At 60.3% G+C, this 14,891-nt stretch carries 16 protein-coding genes and 5 pseudogenes; 10 read left to right on the top strand and 11 right to left on the bottom strand.

The genetic code is table 11. The features are described from left to right. Positions 1-18: 18 nt before the first annotated feature. Positions 19-705: pseudogene (locus tag XANALMUS060_RS18840) on the bottom strand (condensation domain-containing protein); the annotation flags it as partial. 583 nt (positions 706-1,288) lie between these two features. Continuing rightward, positions 1,289-3,178 carry an arginine decarboxylase gene (gene speA, locus XANALMUS060_RS14395; RefSeq protein WP_045739024.1) on the bottom strand — a complete coding sequence of 630 codons (1,890 nt, stop codon included), beginning with the start codon at positions 3,176-3,178 and terminating at the stop codon, positions 1,289-1,291. A gap of 239 nt (positions 3,179-3,417) precedes the next feature. On the opposite strand from speA, the gene speE reads away from it, so the two are divergent. The 3 genes and pseudogenes from speE to XANALMUS060_RS14380 all read left to right on the top strand — a co-directional run. After that, the gene (gene speE / locus XANALMUS060_RS14390) at positions 3,418-4,269 is read left to right on the top strand and encodes a polyamine aminopropyltransferase (RefSeq protein ID WP_045739023.1); all 852 of its coding nucleotides are present in this window, start codon (positions 3,418-3,420) and stop codon (positions 4,267-4,269) included. Positions 4,270-4,503: 234 nt separating this feature from the next. Next, positions 4,504-4,773 (top strand): accessory factor UbiK family protein, encoded by a 270-nt coding sequence (locus XANALMUS060_RS14385; protein ID WP_045726777.1) that lies wholly within the window; start codon positions 4,504-4,506, stop codon positions 4,771-4,773. 12 nt (positions 4,774-4,785) lie between these two features. After that, positions 4,786-5,298 (top strand): annotated as a pseudogene (locus tag XANALMUS060_RS14380) (magnesium chelatase domain-containing protein); the annotation flags it as partial. A 535-nt stretch (positions 5,299-5,833) separates the two neighbouring features. Here XANALMUS060_RS14380 and XANALMUS060_RS14375 read toward each other — a convergent pair. The 5 genes and pseudogenes from XANALMUS060_RS14375 to XANALMUS060_RS14360 all read right to left on the bottom strand — a co-directional run bounded on the left by XANALMUS060_RS14375 (position 5,834) and on the right by XANALMUS060_RS14360 (position 7,750). Further along, the gene (locus XANALMUS060_RS14375; RefSeq protein WP_045739022.1) at positions 5,834-6,259 is read right to left on the bottom strand and encodes a type II toxin-antitoxin system VapC family toxin; all 426 of its coding nucleotides are present in this window, start codon (positions 6,257-6,259) and stop codon (positions 5,834-5,836) included. Then, positions 6,259-6,513: a type II toxin-antitoxin system Phd/YefM family antitoxin gene (locus XANALMUS060_RS14370; RefSeq protein WP_045739021.1), complete on the bottom strand. Its 255-nt coding sequence runs from the start codon at positions 6,511-6,513 to the stop codon at positions 6,259-6,261. Before XANALMUS060_RS14370 ends, XANALMUS060_RS14375 begins: the two co-directional genes overlap by 1 nt. A 97-nt stretch (positions 6,514-6,610) precedes the next feature. Then, positions 6,611-6,724, bottom strand: a pseudogene (locus XANALMUS060_RS20010) (IS3 family transposase); the annotation flags it as partial. Positions 6,725-6,777: 53 nt separating this feature from the next. Beyond that, positions 6,778-7,372 (bottom strand): annotated as a pseudogene (locus XANALMUS060_RS14365) (IS3 family transposase); the annotation flags it as partial. A gap of 87 nt (positions 7,373-7,459) precedes the next feature. Further along, the gene (locus XANALMUS060_RS14360) at positions 7,460-7,750 is read right to left on the bottom strand and encodes a nucleotidyltransferase family protein (protein WP_045739020.1); all 291 of its coding nucleotides are present in this window, start codon (positions 7,748-7,750) and stop codon (positions 7,460-7,462) included. A 660-nt stretch (positions 7,751-8,410) separates the two neighbouring features. On the opposite strand from XANALMUS060_RS14360, the gene XANALMUS060_RS22700 reads away from it, so the two are divergent. Together XANALMUS060_RS22700 and XANALMUS060_RS14355 are read left to right on the top strand one after the other, a co-directional pair. Continuing rightward, complete coding sequence (locus XANALMUS060_RS22700; protein WP_255352380.1) at positions 8,411-8,545, top strand: hypothetical protein; 135 nt, start codon at positions 8,411-8,413, stop codon at positions 8,543-8,545. Between the two features lie 55 nt (positions 8,546-8,600). Then, positions 8,601-9,620: a hypothetical protein gene (locus XANALMUS060_RS14355; protein WP_152640516.1), complete on the top strand. Its 1,020-nt coding sequence runs from the start codon at positions 8,601-8,603 to the stop codon at positions 9,618-9,620. 113 nt (positions 9,621-9,733) lie between these two features. Here the strand turns inward: XANALMUS060_RS14355 and XANALMUS060_RS14350 are convergent. Next, a pseudogene (locus XANALMUS060_RS14350) lies at positions 9,734-9,943 on the bottom strand (hypothetical protein); the annotation flags it as partial. Between the two features lie 174 nt (positions 9,944-10,117). Beyond that, complete coding sequence (locus XANALMUS060_RS14345) at positions 10,118-10,738, bottom strand: DUF5710 domain-containing protein (protein WP_045739018.1); 621 nt, start codon at positions 10,736-10,738, stop codon at positions 10,118-10,120. Positions 10,739-11,523: 785 nt separating this feature from the next. Here XANALMUS060_RS14345 and XANALMUS060_RS14340 point away from each other — a divergent pair. From XANALMUS060_RS14340 to XANALMUS060_RS14320, 5 genes are read left to right on the top strand one after another with little or no spacing between them, the layout of a single operon-like run. Next, positions 11,524-11,811, top strand: coding sequence for a DUF4031 domain-containing protein (locus XANALMUS060_RS14340; protein WP_045739017.1), 288 nt, complete (start codon positions 11,524-11,526; stop codon positions 11,809-11,811). A gap of 26 nt (positions 11,812-11,837) precedes the next feature. Further along, positions 11,838-12,254 (top strand): nucleoside triphosphate pyrophosphohydrolase family protein, encoded by a 417-nt coding sequence (locus XANALMUS060_RS14335; RefSeq protein ID WP_045739016.1) that lies wholly within the window; start codon positions 11,838-11,840, stop codon positions 12,252-12,254. Then, positions 12,251-12,724 carry a nucleoside triphosphate pyrophosphohydrolase family protein gene (locus tag XANALMUS060_RS20630; RefSeq protein ID WP_045739015.1) on the top strand — a complete coding sequence of 158 codons (474 nt, stop codon included), beginning with the start codon at positions 12,251-12,253 and terminating at the stop codon, positions 12,722-12,724. The genes XANALMUS060_RS14335 and XANALMUS060_RS20630 overlap by 4 nt, the downstream gene beginning before the upstream one ends. 4 nt (positions 12,725-12,728) lie before the next feature. Next, the gene (locus tag XANALMUS060_RS20625) at positions 12,729-13,454 is read left to right on the top strand and encodes a hypothetical protein (protein WP_045739014.1); all 726 of its coding nucleotides are present in this window, start codon (positions 12,729-12,731) and stop codon (positions 13,452-13,454) included. Next, positions 13,451-14,122 carry a uracil-DNA glycosylase gene (locus XANALMUS060_RS14320; RefSeq protein ID WP_045739013.1) on the top strand — a complete coding sequence of 224 codons (672 nt, stop codon included), beginning with the start codon at positions 13,451-13,453 and terminating at the stop codon, positions 14,120-14,122. The genes XANALMUS060_RS20625 and XANALMUS060_RS14320 overlap by 4 nt, the downstream gene beginning before the upstream one ends. On the opposite strand, the gene XANALMUS060_RS14315 is transcribed toward XANALMUS060_RS14320, so the two are convergent. Both XANALMUS060_RS14315 and XANALMUS060_RS14310 read right to left on the bottom strand, forming a co-directional pair. Then, a complete protein-coding gene (locus XANALMUS060_RS14315; protein ID WP_052688180.1) occupies positions 14,115-14,588 on the bottom strand; it encodes a hypothetical protein in 474 nt (157 codons plus the stop codon). The two genes, XANALMUS060_RS14320 and XANALMUS060_RS14315, sit on opposite strands and share 8 nt — an antisense overlap. Positions 14,589-14,639: 51 nt before the next feature. Beyond that, a partial coding sequence (locus XANALMUS060_RS14310; protein ID WP_045739012.1) for an IS3 family transposase occupies positions 14,640-14,891 on the bottom strand: 252 nt, incomplete at its 5' end.

The raw sequence follows: 14,891 nt of genomic DNA, 5'->3' as shown, positions 1-14,891 counted from the left end.
GATTGATTGAATGAAACAAAACTCGCCGGTGGCACGCAACAAACCGGCACTATGTTGCTCGCCGGGCTTGGCCAACGTCACCGCTGGCGGCACGTTGGACAGATGCTGCATCCAGTACTCGCGATCGCGTCGATAGCGATCGGACGCACGATATTCCTGCTCCAGCGTCACCAGCTCCAACACACTGCCATAGGCGGCCGGCTCCGGCTCCTGCCCAGACACATAAGCGTTGTACAGACTGGCAAGGCGCTGAGCCAGCATCGTCCCAGTGAAGCCATCCATCACTAAATGGCTCGTGTACTGCACCCATAGATGATGGTCCTGGCCTAGGCGGAACACGACACAGAACCAAAGTGGACCGTCGTGCAAATTCTCTCGCTTGCCGAGTTGATCGCCCACCCAGCGCTCGGCCGCAGCGCGCGGCGCGGGCTCGTCGCTGAAATCCAGATACTGTAATTCTCCTGGATATTCCGGCAGCACGACTTGCTCAGGCAAGCCGTCGTGCTCACGGATACATAACCGCAGCGTATCGAACTCCCGCGTGATCTGCCGGTTTGCTTGCATTAGCAGGGTCGGATCCAAGGGTCCGAATAATTCCAATGCCTCTGACAGCATCAACATCTTGTCGACCTGCAACTTGCTGCCAATCCACAACCCCCGTTGCGCACGGGTCAAGGGAAATGATGATGGAGTGTCCGCATGCATGACGTGCCTCTCGGGTTGATCGAAACGTGCATGAACAACGCACTGCGCGCCAGGAACGAACATGCGCAGATGCGTCGATTGATTGAATGAAACACCAAGCAGGATGCCTTCTTATAACGTCAAAAAACCGGCGAGATCGAACTTTGACGGGATAAAAAGACGCAAAATGTGATGGCATTCCATTCACTGTCATGAACACAATGGATCACGCAGCGCGGAACTTTATAAGTTAATGCTTGCCTTCAAAAACCGGCAAGAATCACGCTTCGTTGTTTGATGCGAATCCAGGCCGCCGTCCTGCGACGCAAGTCAAAATTTTGACTCCAACAAACGCATCAACGCCTCCCCCTGGCGAACCACCACGCCACCACACCGCGCCATCGGTGTCCATCTGGCGTCGTGTCCGCAGCTTCCGGGAACGCTTTGCTTGTCCGCCATGCGCATGCGTTTCGCGAGCGGCGGCGTGCCCAGCGTGCGCGTCGATGGCGACACCGAATGCCCCACTGCAGAGGAGAAATCCTATCGATGAATTTTGTGCAGTTCGCTATGGCATACGCACGCGCGGTGCCGTGATCTGCTGCGATCAGACCAATGGCGCGTCGGACAGATAGGTGTAGCCGGTGAGGCCAGCTTCAAGCGCATCGCGCAGTTCCTGCGCGCACGCGTCCGACAATTGCGCCGCCGCAATGCGCCCGGCGTAGACAGCACGCAACGTATCCAGGTGATAACCGACATAGTCGAGCATCACGTCGGTGGTGTCGCCGCGGCGCTGTTGGGCAATGCGATAGCCCGTTCCCTCCAGTGCGACTTCCACTGCATCGGTGTCGCCGAACAGGTTGTGGATGTCGCCGAGGATCTCTTGGTAAGCACCGACCAGAAAAAAGCCGAGCCGGTAACTCTGCCCGTGTTTCAAGGCGTGCAAAGGCAAGGAACTGTCCAGACTCTCGTTCTCGACATAAGTCTTGACCATGCCATCGGAATCGCAGGTCATGTCGGCGATGATGCCGCGACGCTGCGGCGCCTCGTCGAGCCGCTCGATCGGCACGATCGGGAACACCTGATCGATCGCCCACACATCCGGAATCGATTCGAACACGCTGAAGTTGACGAAATATTTATCGACCAGGCGCTCGTTGAGCTCGTCCAAAATCGGGCGGTGGCTCTTCTCCTGCGAACTCAACCGCGCACGCACACCATGCGCGATGGCGTAGAACAGATCGTCGATACGTGCGCGCTGGGCCAGGTCGATCTGGCCTAACGCATAGGCGCTCAGCCCTTCGGCATGGAAATGCTGTGCCTCCTGGAACAGCTCCACCGCCGGACGCTGATCCAGCTCGGCATGAATCTCGCGCATGTGGCGGATTGCCGCCGGCTCGTCGTCGTGTACATCCGGCACGCGGCCTTCCGGTGCCTGTTCGACCTCCGAGACGTTGGCAATCAGCACCGCGTGGTGCGCGGTCATCGCACGACCGCATTCGGTGACGATGCGCGGCGGCGCCAAACCATGCGCTTCGCACGCACTGGCCAGCGGCTGCACGATGTTGCTGGCGTAGGCATGCAAGCCGTAGTTGATCGAGCATTCGCTGCGCGAGCGGGTGCCCTCGTAGTCGATGCCCAAGCCACCGCCGACGTCAACGTGGCTGATCTTCGCTCCCAGCTTGGACAGCTCGACAAAGTAACGGGTCGCCTCGCGCATGCCGTTGGCGATGTCACGCACGTTGGAGATCTGCGAGCCCATGTGGAAGTGCAGCAGGTTCAACGTATCGGCATACTCGGTACCGCGCAGCGTCTTCCACAGATCCAGCAACTGCCGTGGCGCCAGCCCGAATTTGGCCTTGTCGCCGCCACTGTTCTGCCACTTGCCCGCCCCCAGCGAGGCCAGACGCATGCGCACGCCCAGACCCGGACGCACGTCCAGCGCGCGTGCTTCGTCCAACACCAATTTCAATTCGGACGGCTTCTCGATGACGATGAAGGTCTGCAAGCCCAGCTTGCGGCCGATCAACGCCAGACGAATGTACTCACGGTCTTTGTAGCCATTGCACACGATCAACCCACCCGGACGCGACAACGCCAGCACCGCCATCAATTCCGGCTTGCTGCCTGCCTCCAGGCCGAAGCCCTCGCCCTGATGACTGGCCAACGTGCCAGCCACGCCGCGGTGTTGGTTGACCTTGATCGGATACACCGCCGTGTAGCCGCCGGCATAGTCCCAATCGGCCTGCGCCTGGGCGAAGGCGGCCTGCAACTTGCCCAGACGTTCGCCGAGGATATCGGGGAAGCGCACCAGCATCGGCAATTTGGCCCCCGCCGCGCGTGCGGCGTCCACCACGTCCGGCAGCACGATCGTCACCCCGTCGGCGCCCTGCGGCCGCACCACCATCCGACCGGCCGTATCCACATCGAAATACCCATCGGCCCAGTGCGGGATCGAATAGGTTTTACGGGCCTGGTCGAGGGACCAATCGCTCATCGTGGCGGCTCGGTTGACGGAAAAAGGGCGTGGATTGTAACCCCTGCTACGCGTTGGGTCCGTTACAATCCGCGCCGATCCAACACCCCTTTCTCGGCACGCGCTCGGGAATGGGAAGCTGAGCGCCAGACGTTGCACATGCACGCGGCGGCGCTTGTCCTCCCATCTCCAGCGCTTCGCGCCACTGTTTTCTCCCTCACCAAGGGCGAGGATCGCCTGCATTTTTCCAAGGACACCGCATGAGCGCCAACGACACCTGGTACATCGAACACTTCCAGCCCACCGGCTCGGCCATCGGCTATCGCATCACCGGCAAACTGGACGAAGTGCAGTCACCGTTCCAGAAGATCGAAATCTACGACACCACCGACTGGGGCAAGCTGATGGTGATCGACGGCGCGGTGATGCTGACCACCCGCGACAATTTCTTCTACCACGAAATGATCAGCCATCCGGCGCTGTTCACCCATGCCGGGCCCAAGCGCGTGGTCATCATCGGCGGCGGCGACTGCGGCACCCTGCGCGAGGTGCTCAAGCACCCGAACGTGGAGCACGCAACTCAGTGCGACATCGACGAACAAGTCACGCGCATGGCCGAGAAATATTTCCCGGAACTGTGCGAATCCAACAACGACCCGCGCGCCGAGTTACTGTTCGATGACGGCATCGCCTACATGGCCAACTGCCCAGCCGGCAGTGTGGACATCGTCATCGTCGATTCCACCGATCCGGTCGGCCCGGCCGAGGGATTGTTCAACAAGGCCTTCTACGCGAGCTGTTTCAAAGCGCTGAAGGACGACGGCATTCTGGTGCAGCAATCCGAATCGCCACTTGCGCTGCTGGACCTCATCAAGGAAATGCGCGGGGAGATGAGCAAGGCCGGCTTCGCCAGCTTCCACACCGTGCCGTTCCCGCAGCCGTGCTACCCAACCGGCTGGTGGAGCGTGACCATGGCGCGTAAACAAGGCGGCTTCGACTTCCGTCACCACGACGCGGCGACCAAACCGTTCGCCACCCGCTACTACAGCGCACACCTGCACACCGGCACCCAGGTGCTGCCACCGTTCGTGGCCGAGGCCTTGGGCGGCTGAGCGCCACGCGCACCTCATCGAGCTTGAACGGCTCGATGACGGCCATGACCACCTTCATGCCGTCTTCTCCAATCGCAATCCACTCAGGGTAAGGCGGTTGCACGATGCCCGGCCGTCGGGTTCAATGGCCCGACACCTCCATCGCCGGAATTTTCCGACAGCGCGTCGCGCCCGTGACCGATGGCCCCGAAACGCCGGGTACTGCAATCTGGTGCCACTTGCCGGAGTACAACCATGATCGATCTCAACCATCTCGACGACCTCGCCCGCCGCCTCAGCGACTTGGTGCCACCAGGCCTGCGCCAATCCCGCGATGAACTGCAAAACACCTTCAAGAGCGCGCTGCAGGCCGGGCTGAGCAAACTCGACCTGGTCACCCGCGAAGAGTTCGAAGTACAGCGCGCGGTACTGCTGCGCACACGGGAGAAGCTCGAAGCGCTGGAGCGCACCGTCGCCGCGCTGGAAACCGCGCACAGCGCGCAGACCCCCTCCTCCAACACCTGACCAACCACTGCCATGAGCCTGGCGCTGGTGCACAGCCGTGCCCGCGCGGGGGTGCTTGCGCCTCCGGTTCGGGTCGAAGTCCATCTCTCCGGCGGCCTGCCGGCAACGCAGATCGTCGGCCTGCCGGAAGCCGCCGTGCGCGAATCGCGCGACCGCGTGCGTGCCGCCATCCTCTGCGCACAATACGCGTTCCCGGCACGACGGATCACCGTCAATCTGGCACCGGCCGATCTGCCCAAAGAAGGCGGCCGCTTCGACCTGCCGATCGCACTGGGCATCCTCGCCGCCGCCGGCCAACTCGATCCACAGGCACTGGACCAGTACGAATTCCTCGGCGAACTGGCGCTCACCGGCGAACTGCGCCCGGTCGATGGCGTCTTGCCGGCCGCGCTGGCCGCCGCGCAAGCCGGGCGCACGTTGATCGTGCCGGCGGACAACGGCGCGGAAGCGGCGTTGGCGCAACACGTGCGCGCATTCACCGCACGCACCCTGCTGGAAGTCTGCGGATTGTTGAACGGCAGCAAGACCCTTGTGAGTTGGCAAAGTCAACGCAACTAGGCAAAGAGGATGCAACTCTCATAGCACCGCGCTGATCTGCAACTGCTGGCCAGCGAAAGCTATTGCGAGGCGCCGTGATCAACCTGGCAGCCGCAGTGGTTGCGAGCCGCACCACGCTGGCGCTGACGTGGAGGCGGCGGGTCCGCCGCCTCGGCTTGCCATCAGCACGCTGAATCTGTCTTGCGCACCAGCACTCGCCGCTGGACAAGTGGCAGCGAACCGGCGCGCCCGTAGACGTGCCGCCGAAGTCAGTCCGCTGCCGCAGTGCCGCTTCCAGCGGCTTGATTCTGCGAGGCCTGAAAGGGTCGCCAGCAGTCGCTGCTGACCTGGCCGAGGATAAGATGGTCGGCTTCCTCGACGCGCAGCACCCGGTACTACGGGAGGTTCAGGATGCTCGCGGGCATTGTCAGACCCGCCGCATAGATTCAAAGAGGTGATCGCCGTAAGCCATGCTGCTACACAGACATACTTCAATCGGCCTTGCGCATAAGCTCGTAGGCGATCATGGCAACGGCTCCCAGGCATTGACAATGGGAACTCCCGTGGGTTCAAAATCAGAGACGTTGCGCGTGACTACCGTCATGCCATGCACCAACGCCGTCGCCGCGATGAGCGCGTCGCGCTCGCCACGCTTGTCAGGTACATGCAGCCGAGCGCAGCGTTGCGCCACAGCGGTATCGACTGGCAATGTGCGCCCGGAGAACTCAGGCAGTACGTGTTGTTCTAGCCAAGAGCGCAGCATGGCGCCCTGAGTGGCATCCTTACGTTCGATCGACAGGACGCCAAGCTCCAGCTCCATGACGGTGATGGCCGATATGAAGAGATCGGCGGCATCGGCGCTTTCCGCCCAAGCCGCCACATTCGCATCCGCTTTGCCGAGCCGCACCTTGCGCAACTCAGATAGCACGTTGGTGTCGAGCACGTACATCACGAAAGATCAGCCGGCCGGGCCGCAATCGTCACACGCGGTGGCTCGAACTCGATGTCTGCAACGCCCGGCATCGCCAGTGCATCGGCAATGTTGCGCCGCTGCCTGGTCAGCCGTTGGTAGTCTTCAAAGCTCAATAGCACGTGCGCAGGCTTGCCGCGGTCCGTGATAAACACCGGGCCGCTCCTGGTGGCCTTTTTTGCCCGGGTCACGTCTTGGTTCAGTTCCCGACTGGACAAGGTTGTGATGGTCATAAGGCACCTCTCGAATTAGAGCTTTGTAGTTACGTTACTACAAAAAAACTTGAGAGGCAACGACGCGACATCCCCCCATCCTGAGTAGCAGTCGGGTTTAGAGTCCGGGGTTGATGATATCTCTGTTGGCCAGCTGTTGTGCATAGGCGGCCGGTGTCATACCGCCGATTGCTTTCTTGGGCCGATCTTCGTTGTACTCGCGTCGCCACCGAAAACTTGAGAGGCAACGACGCGACATCCCCCCATCCTGAGTAGCAGTCGGGTTTAGAGTCCGGGGTTGATGATATCTCTGTTGGCCAGCTGTTGTGCATAGGCGGCCGGTGTCATACCGCCGATTGCTTTCTTGGGCCGATCTTCGTTGTACTCGCGTCGCCACCGTTTCGATGTCGTTGCGTGCATGCAGCAGTGTTGGGAACCAATGTTCGTTGAGGCATTCGTCGCGTAGGCGGCCATTGAACGATTCCACGTAGGCGTTCTGGTTTGGCTTGCCCGGTTGGATCAGCCGTCACTGCACGCCACGATCATGCGCCCAGGCGACCATGGCCTTGCCGCAGAACTCCTTGCCATTGTTCGTGCGGATCATCTTCGGCAGGCCACGACTGTGCGCTAGTCGCTCCAGTACGCGTGCCACACCATGGCCGGAGATGGCGCGCTCCACCTCGATGGCGACTGACTCGTGTGTCGCATCGTCCACGATCACCAGGCACTTGATCGCCCGGCCTTCGGCAGTGCGGTCGAACACGAAGTCCATCGACCACACCTGGTTGGCCTGCACTGGCCGCAGCAGCGGTTGACGCTCGCCGATCGGCACCTTTTTGCGCCTGCGGCGGCGGACCTGCAGCTGCTGCTTCGGAAAAACGCTTCTTCACGTCCAATCTCCTCGGGATAGGGAATTGGACTCCAAACCAAGGTGCTACTCAAACTGGGAGGGACGTCGGATCGCGACTCATACGGGGCTGGCCTCCGCGAGCACGGCGGCGCGGAACTTGTCGGGCAGCCCATTGGGCGTCAGTACATCCACCGGCACGCCGAGCAACTTGCGCAGCTCGATGCGAATGGCGCTGATGTCGAACAGCGTCGTATCGGGCGTCGGGTCGATCAGGAGATCGAGGTCACTGGTGTCCGTGTCCTGGCCGCGTAGCACGGAACCGAAGACCCGCGCGGTGCGACCGCGGTGCGACTCGACCACCTGCCGGATGGCGGCTCGGTTTGAGGCCAAGGCTTCCGAGGGCTTCATAGGGTTCTCCAACAACGAAATCCGATTTCAACGTAGATCAATGCCAAGCCGAAAACAACAGCAAAATCCGGTTTTACGACAAAATGACGAAGGACGGTTCAGGCCCCAGAAACACACTCAAATCCGGATACCCAAAAGAACTTCTGAGCAGGCCCGGCGCTGCTCAAGCGCCACGCGGGTTGAGCGGCCATCACGGCTCCGCGTCCGGCATGCACAGGATCGCTCAGGCGGCAGGCCATGGGTATCGGAGATCGCAGCGTCGTGGGGTCAGGATTTCCCTACTCCCCAACCTAAAGGCACGCTGGAGATCGACATCAGCGACGCCGGTGCGGCGGCAGGCACCGGCGCGCACGATCCATTGGGTGCACGCCCTGCAGGCGGCGTTCTATACCGATGGGCAGAGCCTTTCCGATCAGGACACGCTGGCGGGCATTGCGCGCAAATGGGTTGGACGCGGACCGCGCGGTGACCGAGTTCACCGACGGCACAGCAGGCCTTCGCCTGGGCACGGCGCCTGGCCGTGAGCAGCTATCCGACGCTGCTGTGGTTGCACGGCAACGACGTGCAACCGCTGCCCGCCACCGGCAGCACGCCGGATGCGCTGACGGTTGCGCTGCAAGCACGACTCGCACTGCCGCTCTTTCCAAGCGGAGATTTTGGATGCGCAGCAAGCGCGAGCAGTGGGTGGGGTATGTGCAGGCGTGGCAGGTCAGCGGGTTGAGCCAGGCAGCGTGGTGTCGTGAGCAGGGGCTGTCGCTGGCCAGTTTCGGGTATTGGCGGCGCAGGCTGGCCTGATGACGGCACGGGAGCTGCTAACATACTGTCGCCGCAGCTCCGAAGACAAGCATCGATGGAAAGAGAGACGCGTTGTATCCCTTGGCTCGGAGTGCTATTGGCGCTGGCCGCTGCGGTGGCGGCCGCAGAGGAGCCGGCATCCACCGGCACCGTCGACCTGCAGCGTCCGGCACGCATCCGCCTGTTCGGGCAGAACGACCGCAAGCTGTGGATGAGGACCAATGCACTGAAGCCGCCGGAGCAAGGGCAATTCATTCGCTTGGAGGGTGCCGGCGGCGGTCTGGCGCGTACCTTCTTCGGCAAGAACGAGACCCAATCGATCGGCATCCCGGAAACAACGGCCGTGCGCACGATGCGGGATGGCAAGATGCCGATGGCCAAGCCCTACTACCGGGAATTCGCGCTCACTCCGGGTCAGCAGATCCACTTGTACGGCAACTACCAGGGCGCATTCCGTTGTGTCCCGGCGTCCGACGTCCACAAGACCGAGCTGGCGCGCAAGATCGCGCCGCCGCCGAACTTGACGCTGACACCCGAGCCGGGCATCGATTACGAGGTCCAGCTTGCGACCGACTGCGCCCTGCAGATTCGCCAAGTGTTGGCTGATGGCCGCGCGGTGCCGGTGCCAAAGGAACGGCAACGCCTGGCGTCGCCGGCGGGCGCGCAGGCCGAAGGGTCCCACGTGTTCGTGTTCTTGTTCGCCCCAGGCAGCGTGCTGTATCGCCTCGTCGGCGAGCCGGCGGATCTGGAATTGCAGAACGATCGTGCCAGCGAGGCCGACGCCTTCGAGGCGCGTATTCAGAAGATCGCGCAGACGCCTGGCGCACAGCTGTGTGTAGTCGCGCCCGCGTTCGATTACCGCAGCCCTCTGTACGACAGGCTCGACGCTGTGCTGAAGCGCCAGGGCGAGGCGACGCCGAGCATCTTCGAGCAGTCCGCCGCGCTGCGCAGCACCATGAAGATCGAAGCAGGCCAGCCGGCGACGTTCGCTGCGGCAGCGTCCTACTGCCAACTCGCAACGGCAGTCGCCTGGCTGACCACGCCCGCCGCGCCGCCCAAGCCGCCTGTCCAATAAGCGCGACCTGCGCGTACACCGATCGCGATCCGGTCCGGCGCCTCGCTCACTGCGCATGTGTGCGTGCCCCGGCCTGCGAGTGGACATGCGCAACCCACTCGGCGCCCGGCGCCTTAGCGCACCTTGTACAACACCGCCGCGCCGGGACGTGGCTCGAACGCCGGCACGGTGCGCTGGCTCAGCGGCTTGCCCTTGGCGTCCCAGACCAGCGTTTCGGTGGGGTATTCGTCCTTGCGGGTCATTGCATCGATCTGCTTGACGATCACCGCCGAGCTGGCAGCCACTTCTGGATTCCATTCGAACACGCCCAGGCGCCCGTAGAACGTAAGCGTCCGACGACCTCTCCTGTACACTTCACGCCTTCACCTAGGGCTTGATTCTGCGAGGCATGAAAGGATCGCCGGCAGTCGCTGCTGACCTGGTCGAGGATAAGATGGTCGGTTTCCTCGACACGCAGCACCCGGCATAAGGGAGGTTCAGGATGCTCGCGGGCATTGTCAGACCCGCCACATAGATTCAAAGAGGTGATCGCCGTAAGCCATGCTGCCATTGCAGCCAAACGGTTCGGCAAACTCATGCAGGACGATCAGGGAGGCCGCTCGCTCATCCATCGGGAAGAACGCACCCTGCGGCTCGCAGTACATCTCGAAGTCGCCCTGCTTCATGCCGCAGTGTTCGCAGTGGTTCATCCAGTACGAGCTTTGCGTGGTCTTGCTGAAATCGACGTGGTAGTGGCGCGAGAATGCTTTGATCCGTGTCGCCACGGCAGGCAGAAGATCTGTGACGTAGTGAACGATGGCTGGCTCATCATACCGACACCACACATCCCGCTCATCATCCTCTTCGTCAGGTTCCAGCGTTTCGTGTCCGGCAGGCAGAATGAAACCATAGACGCTTGTGTGTTCGCTACATTTCCAGCACGGTTTGGTGGTTTTCGCGATGAAGTAGTTACTTGAGCGAACACCTATGTCCGGCTCGCTCGGCAACCATCGCACGAATGCGCCCGCATCTACGCCGTCTGGCACATACCAGAGCTTGCGCTCACCGTCCCAACGGGCACCAAGCCGCTTGGCCTCATCCTTTTCGGCGAAGGGCACTGCGAGGTCGATGCGTGGCATACCGCCTCCTCAATCCAGTCTTTTTGCTTCCCAGCCTTAGCTGGTCAATTTGGTGGCCTTGCCTTCTTCGAACAGCTTTTCTAGCCATCGAATGCCACGAACTCCCGTTCCCCAATCCGCGAGAACGGACTTCTTGCGGTCGATGATGGCGTCCCGTTCTTCGGGCGTTTGCGTTGAGAAGACAATCCAGTATCCGAGCATGATAGGTCAAGTGGTTGAAATGGATGCAGAGGTAGAAGCAAGGCTGTCACTCAATTGAGCCTGTCCTGCAGAAGTGCCAGGTGGTCTATGAGGCGGTGAATCCACAGAGTGAATGCAACTCGTGTAAGGACAGTACAACTCGCAAGCAGGTCCAACATGAATGCGCCCCTAGAGCGAAGTCTAGTCGTGCCTATGCCCAGATCGGACGACGGCACTCAGCACCAAGTCCTCGATGGCGGCTATGAGTTTGGCAACGGCCGGCTCGCTATCAGGCAATCCCGCGATTAGTTCATCCAGCATACGACCAGCCCACGTAGGCGGATGATCTCCAGTGACGGGTGATATTCGCAGAAATATGCAAATTTTCTGCACATTCTTTGACAGAGTTGCCATCCGGCCACGCTCAAGTTTGGAGAGTTGCCCGGCATCTACGCCGGTTCGCTCTGAAACATAACCTATTGTAAAACCTCTATTTTTTCGCGCCAAGCGCATACGCGCGCCAAGTCGCTCCGCGTCACTAGGTGTCTTGAATCGCTCGGCCATATGTGCTAAATTTTTGCATATTATTTGCAAATTGACCACTCATGGCAATCTACGTCGATTCGGAAGCAATTCGCTGGAGGGGCCGTCAGTGGTGTCACATGGTCGCCGACACCCTAGAAGAGCTACATGTCTTTGCAGGCCGCTTGGGCCTGGAGCGTCGCTGGTTCCAGGGCAGCTGCCGCTACCCACACTACGATGTCACCATGGCGGTGCGCTCCAGAGCCTTGCGCATGGGCGCCATCGATGCCGACCGGGCCACGCTGATAACCTGCTGCAAGCAGGTTCGGTCTCAGGTACTGAGCCAGCACTCCGAGAACATATTTCCGTAGCGCCATTCCTCGCGAAGGACTGCAAAATGACACCAGCTCTGCCCCAGCCCCTGCCCCTCTCGCTGCCGCAGTATTTATTGCAATCTCGGCTAACCAATCGGTTTGAGAACAGCCCAGAGGAGTTCGACAACCTTCGCTTCGGCTACTTCGGCGAAACCGGGGGGCTGCTGGCTGCGATCAAGAAGTCTGGCCGAGACAAGCTCACCGAAACACAAAGCGCCTTGGCGGCCGAGGAGCTCGGCGATGCCCTATGGTATTTGATCAGCACAGCGCATTTACTGGGCATTTCCGCCGACGACTTGGGTGAACAGTGCATCCGGAGGCTTCGGCAACGCTTCAAGGACAATGATCGGCCCGCAGTGATACCGGTCAGCTTTCGCCAGATTGATGCCCTGCTCGACACTTACAAGGAAGGCTGGGAAGTAAATCGGATCACAAAATGACACCAGCTCTGCCCCAGCCCCTGCCCCTCTCGCTGCCGCAGTATTTATTGCAATCTCGGCTAACCAATCGGTTTGAGAACAGCCCAGAGGAGTTCGACAACCTTCGCTTCGGCTACTTCGGCGAAACCGGGGGGCTGCTGGCTGCGATCAAGAAGTCTGGCCGAGACAAGCTCACCGAAACACAAAGCGCCTTGGCGGCCGAGGAGCTCGGCGATGCCCTATGGTATTTGATCAGCACAGCGCATTTACTGGGCATTTCCGCCGACGACTTGGGTGAACAGTGCATCCGGAGGCTTCGGCAACGCTTCAAGGACAATGATCGGCCCGCAGTGATACCGGTCAGCTTTCGCCAGATTGATGCCCTGCTCGACACTTACAAGGAAGGCTGGGAAGTAAATCGGATCACACCAACTTGGAGCACTTGCGTACTCGGCTGGAAACTTGGCCAACATAACCATTACGAAGTTTGAAGCGATGAGTCCGCCCCAGCTTCGCGAGCACTTCGGCACTCTGTTCTCAGAGTGGGCTATTACGTGTGCGTGTTTTGATCTGCGCACGGAAGACATCGCACGCGGCAACTTGGAGAAGATCTCAAGCCGTTGGCCCGGTGACGAACCAGTGTATCCGGATTTCTTCGACTCTGACGAGCGTTTTCCGGATTACGAACAGTTCCCTCGGAAATTCGACATAGAGTTCATTTCCCGCGACGGCTATGTCGTTCAACGCCTCAACGGAGTGTTCATTGGCGATCGACTAACGGACAATAGCAATGAGAAGGATCATTACCGATTCCATGACGTCTTCCACCTTGCGTACATCGCCTATCTTGGATGGTCGCCGGTCACCCGAGGCTTGCTCAAGCGCAAGCGCAAGTCTGACCCGCGCACAGATGAGAATGAGGATGGCGCGAGGGCGATGATCATCGAGGAAGGTATTGCGAACTGGATATTCAATCATGCCAAGCGATTTGACTTCTATAAAAATGTCCAAATTGGCAAGCTGGACTACAGCCTACTTAAGCAGATTCAGAACATGGTCGAGGGCTATGAAGTTGCGCGCTGCAAACTCTGGCAATGGGAATTGGCAATTCTCAAAGGCTTGGAGGTATTTGGTCTGCTACGGCAGCATGGTGGCGGAACAGTGACCATTGATATGAACCAGCACACCATAACCTTCAGCCCACTCGTGTCTAAGCCATGACTCCTGCCACTTTTGTAAAGGCGCTGGCTGCATTGAGGCTGGACAACGTCTTCAATCCCTATGCAGATGTGTGTGCCATCCATGATCGCGCCGATGCACCCGAATCGCGCCGACGCAACCTGCGCACCTACTTGACCGCATCCGCAGACATCGGAGTGGACACGATCTGGATGGGCCGTGACCTGGGCTATCGTGGTGGACGCCGTACCGGACTGGCACTGACGGACGAATATCATCTGCAGGAATTGGCGAAGCGTTACCCAGGTTGCCAGTCACGTCAGGCCACACGCGGCCCCGCCGTTGCAGAGCGGACAGCGGCCGAGATCTGGGCAGTGCTTAGGGTGATCGAAACGCCGCCGCTTCTGTGGAATGTATTCCCATTCCATCCGCATGAACCCGATAATCCCTTCAGCAACCGTCGTTTCACAGCACGGGAGCTGTGTCAAGTCGAAAAGCTCAATACCTCGCTCATCACCTGGCTGAAGATCCGTCAGGTCGTTGCGATTGGCCAGGACGCCGCGCAATATGCGCAACGCTTCGGCATCAAGGTGATCACCATCAGACATCCCAGCTATGGCGGCATCAGGGAGTTCCGAGCGGGGATGCGGAAGCTGTATCGGCTGCCCGAGAGCGCACTTAATCGCACAGCACAAACTTCGCTCATCTAGGCAGTGCTGGCCGCACGCGCTGGAGTAACGCGTTGGTGGCTGCCACACCGCCGAAGGCGCCCACGTCCAGATGAGCCAAGGTGCTCACACAAGTCAGCACACCCAACGTGTAGCCGGACTCGATGGCCACGAACGCTTGCAGTTGACTCAAGCCGATCAGATTTCCAAGTGCACGGCGGCCGTAATGGTGAGATCGATACACCGCCGTGAGGTCTACCGCCTCACGCTCGGGGTCAAGCTTGAAGCTCAGATGGCTTAGGCAAGGAATATTAGTCGCACGCCCACCGTCGCTTGCGGGCGCATATATGGGCAACTCACCGCCGATCTCGTTATCCAGCACATCGGCCACTTCGTGCAAGCCGAGTTCGTACGCCGATCGAATTTTTCGATCCGCCCGGCTTGCGGGCGCATATATGGGCAACTCACCGCCGATCTCGTTATCCAGCACATCGGCCACTTCGTGCAAGCCGAGTTCGTACGCCGATCGAATTTTTCGATCCGCCCGGGTCTTCGGGTTCTACCCCGATATCACGGACGGTTGTAAAAGAGCTGCAACTTTCTGATCCTGCTTGGCCGCCCTTCGCCGCATCCTTGGGTTGTGGCGTCGCTCGATGTAGTCAAACACATCCGCCCGTGCTGCATCCAGTGTGTGGTAGCTCGTTCGATAGATGCGCTCACGCTTGAGCAGTCCAAAAAAGCCTTCGCAGGCCGCGTTGTCGCCGCAATGCCCCACTGCGCTCATTGAGCAGATCAGCCCGTTAGCCGCGAG

Origin of the sequence: Xanthomonas sp. MUS 060, from assembly GCF_000963215.1 — a bacterium.
Classification (GTDB): Bacteria; Pseudomonadota; Gammaproteobacteria; order Xanthomonadales; family Xanthomonadaceae; genus Xanthomonas_A.
Note: the sequence above shows the minus strand (reverse complement) of the source record. Positions and strands in the feature narration are given on the sequence as shown.

Bases quoted from the DNA above. Each gene is read 5' to 3' on its own strand.
- speA (WP_045739024.1), bottom strand. From the start codon at position 3,178: ATGAGCGATTGGTCCCTCGACCAGGCCCGTAAAACCTATTCGATCCCG.
- speE (WP_045739023.1), top strand. From the start codon at position 3,418: ATGAGCGCCAACGACACCTGGTACATCGAACACTTCCAGCCCACCGGC.
- XANALMUS060_RS14385 (WP_045726777.1), top strand. From the start codon at position 4,504: ATGATCGATCTCAACCATCTCGACGACCTCGCCCGCCGCCTCAGCGAC.
- XANALMUS060_RS14375 (WP_045739022.1), bottom strand. From the start codon at position 6,259: ATGTACGTGCTCGACACCAACGTGCTATCTGAGTTGCGCAAGGTGCGG.
- XANALMUS060_RS14370 (WP_045739021.1), bottom strand. From the start codon at position 6,513: ATGACCATCACAACCTTGTCCAGTCGGGAACTGAACCAAGACGTGACC.
- XANALMUS060_RS14360 (WP_045739020.1), bottom strand. From the start codon at position 7,750: ATGAAGCCCTCGGAAGCCTTGGCCTCAAACCGAGCCGCCATCCGGCAG.
- XANALMUS060_RS22700 (WP_255352380.1), top strand. From the start codon at position 8,411: ATGCGCAGCAAGCGCGAGCAGTGGGTGGGGTATGTGCAGGCGTGGCAG.
- XANALMUS060_RS14355 (WP_152640516.1), top strand. From the start codon at position 8,601: ATGGAAAGAGAGACGCGTTGTATCCCTTGGCTCGGAGTGCTATTGGCG.
- XANALMUS060_RS14345 (WP_045739018.1), bottom strand. From the start codon at position 10,738: ATGCCACGCATCGACCTCGCAGTGCCCTTCGCCGAAAAGGATGAGGCC.
- XANALMUS060_RS14340 (WP_045739017.1), top strand. From the start codon at position 11,524: ATGGCAATCTACGTCGATTCGGAAGCAATTCGCTGGAGGGGCCGTCAG.
- XANALMUS060_RS14335 (WP_045739016.1), top strand. From the start codon at position 11,838: ATGACACCAGCTCTGCCCCAGCCCCTGCCCCTCTCGCTGCCGCAGTAT.
- XANALMUS060_RS20630 (WP_045739015.1), top strand. From the start codon at position 12,251: ATGACACCAGCTCTGCCCCAGCCCCTGCCCCTCTCGCTGCCGCAGTAT.
- XANALMUS060_RS20625 (WP_045739014.1), top strand. From the start codon at position 12,729: ATGAGTCCGCCCCAGCTTCGCGAGCACTTCGGCACTCTGTTCTCAGAG.
- XANALMUS060_RS14320 (WP_045739013.1), top strand. From the start codon at position 13,451: ATGACTCCTGCCACTTTTGTAAAGGCGCTGGCTGCATTGAGGCTGGAC.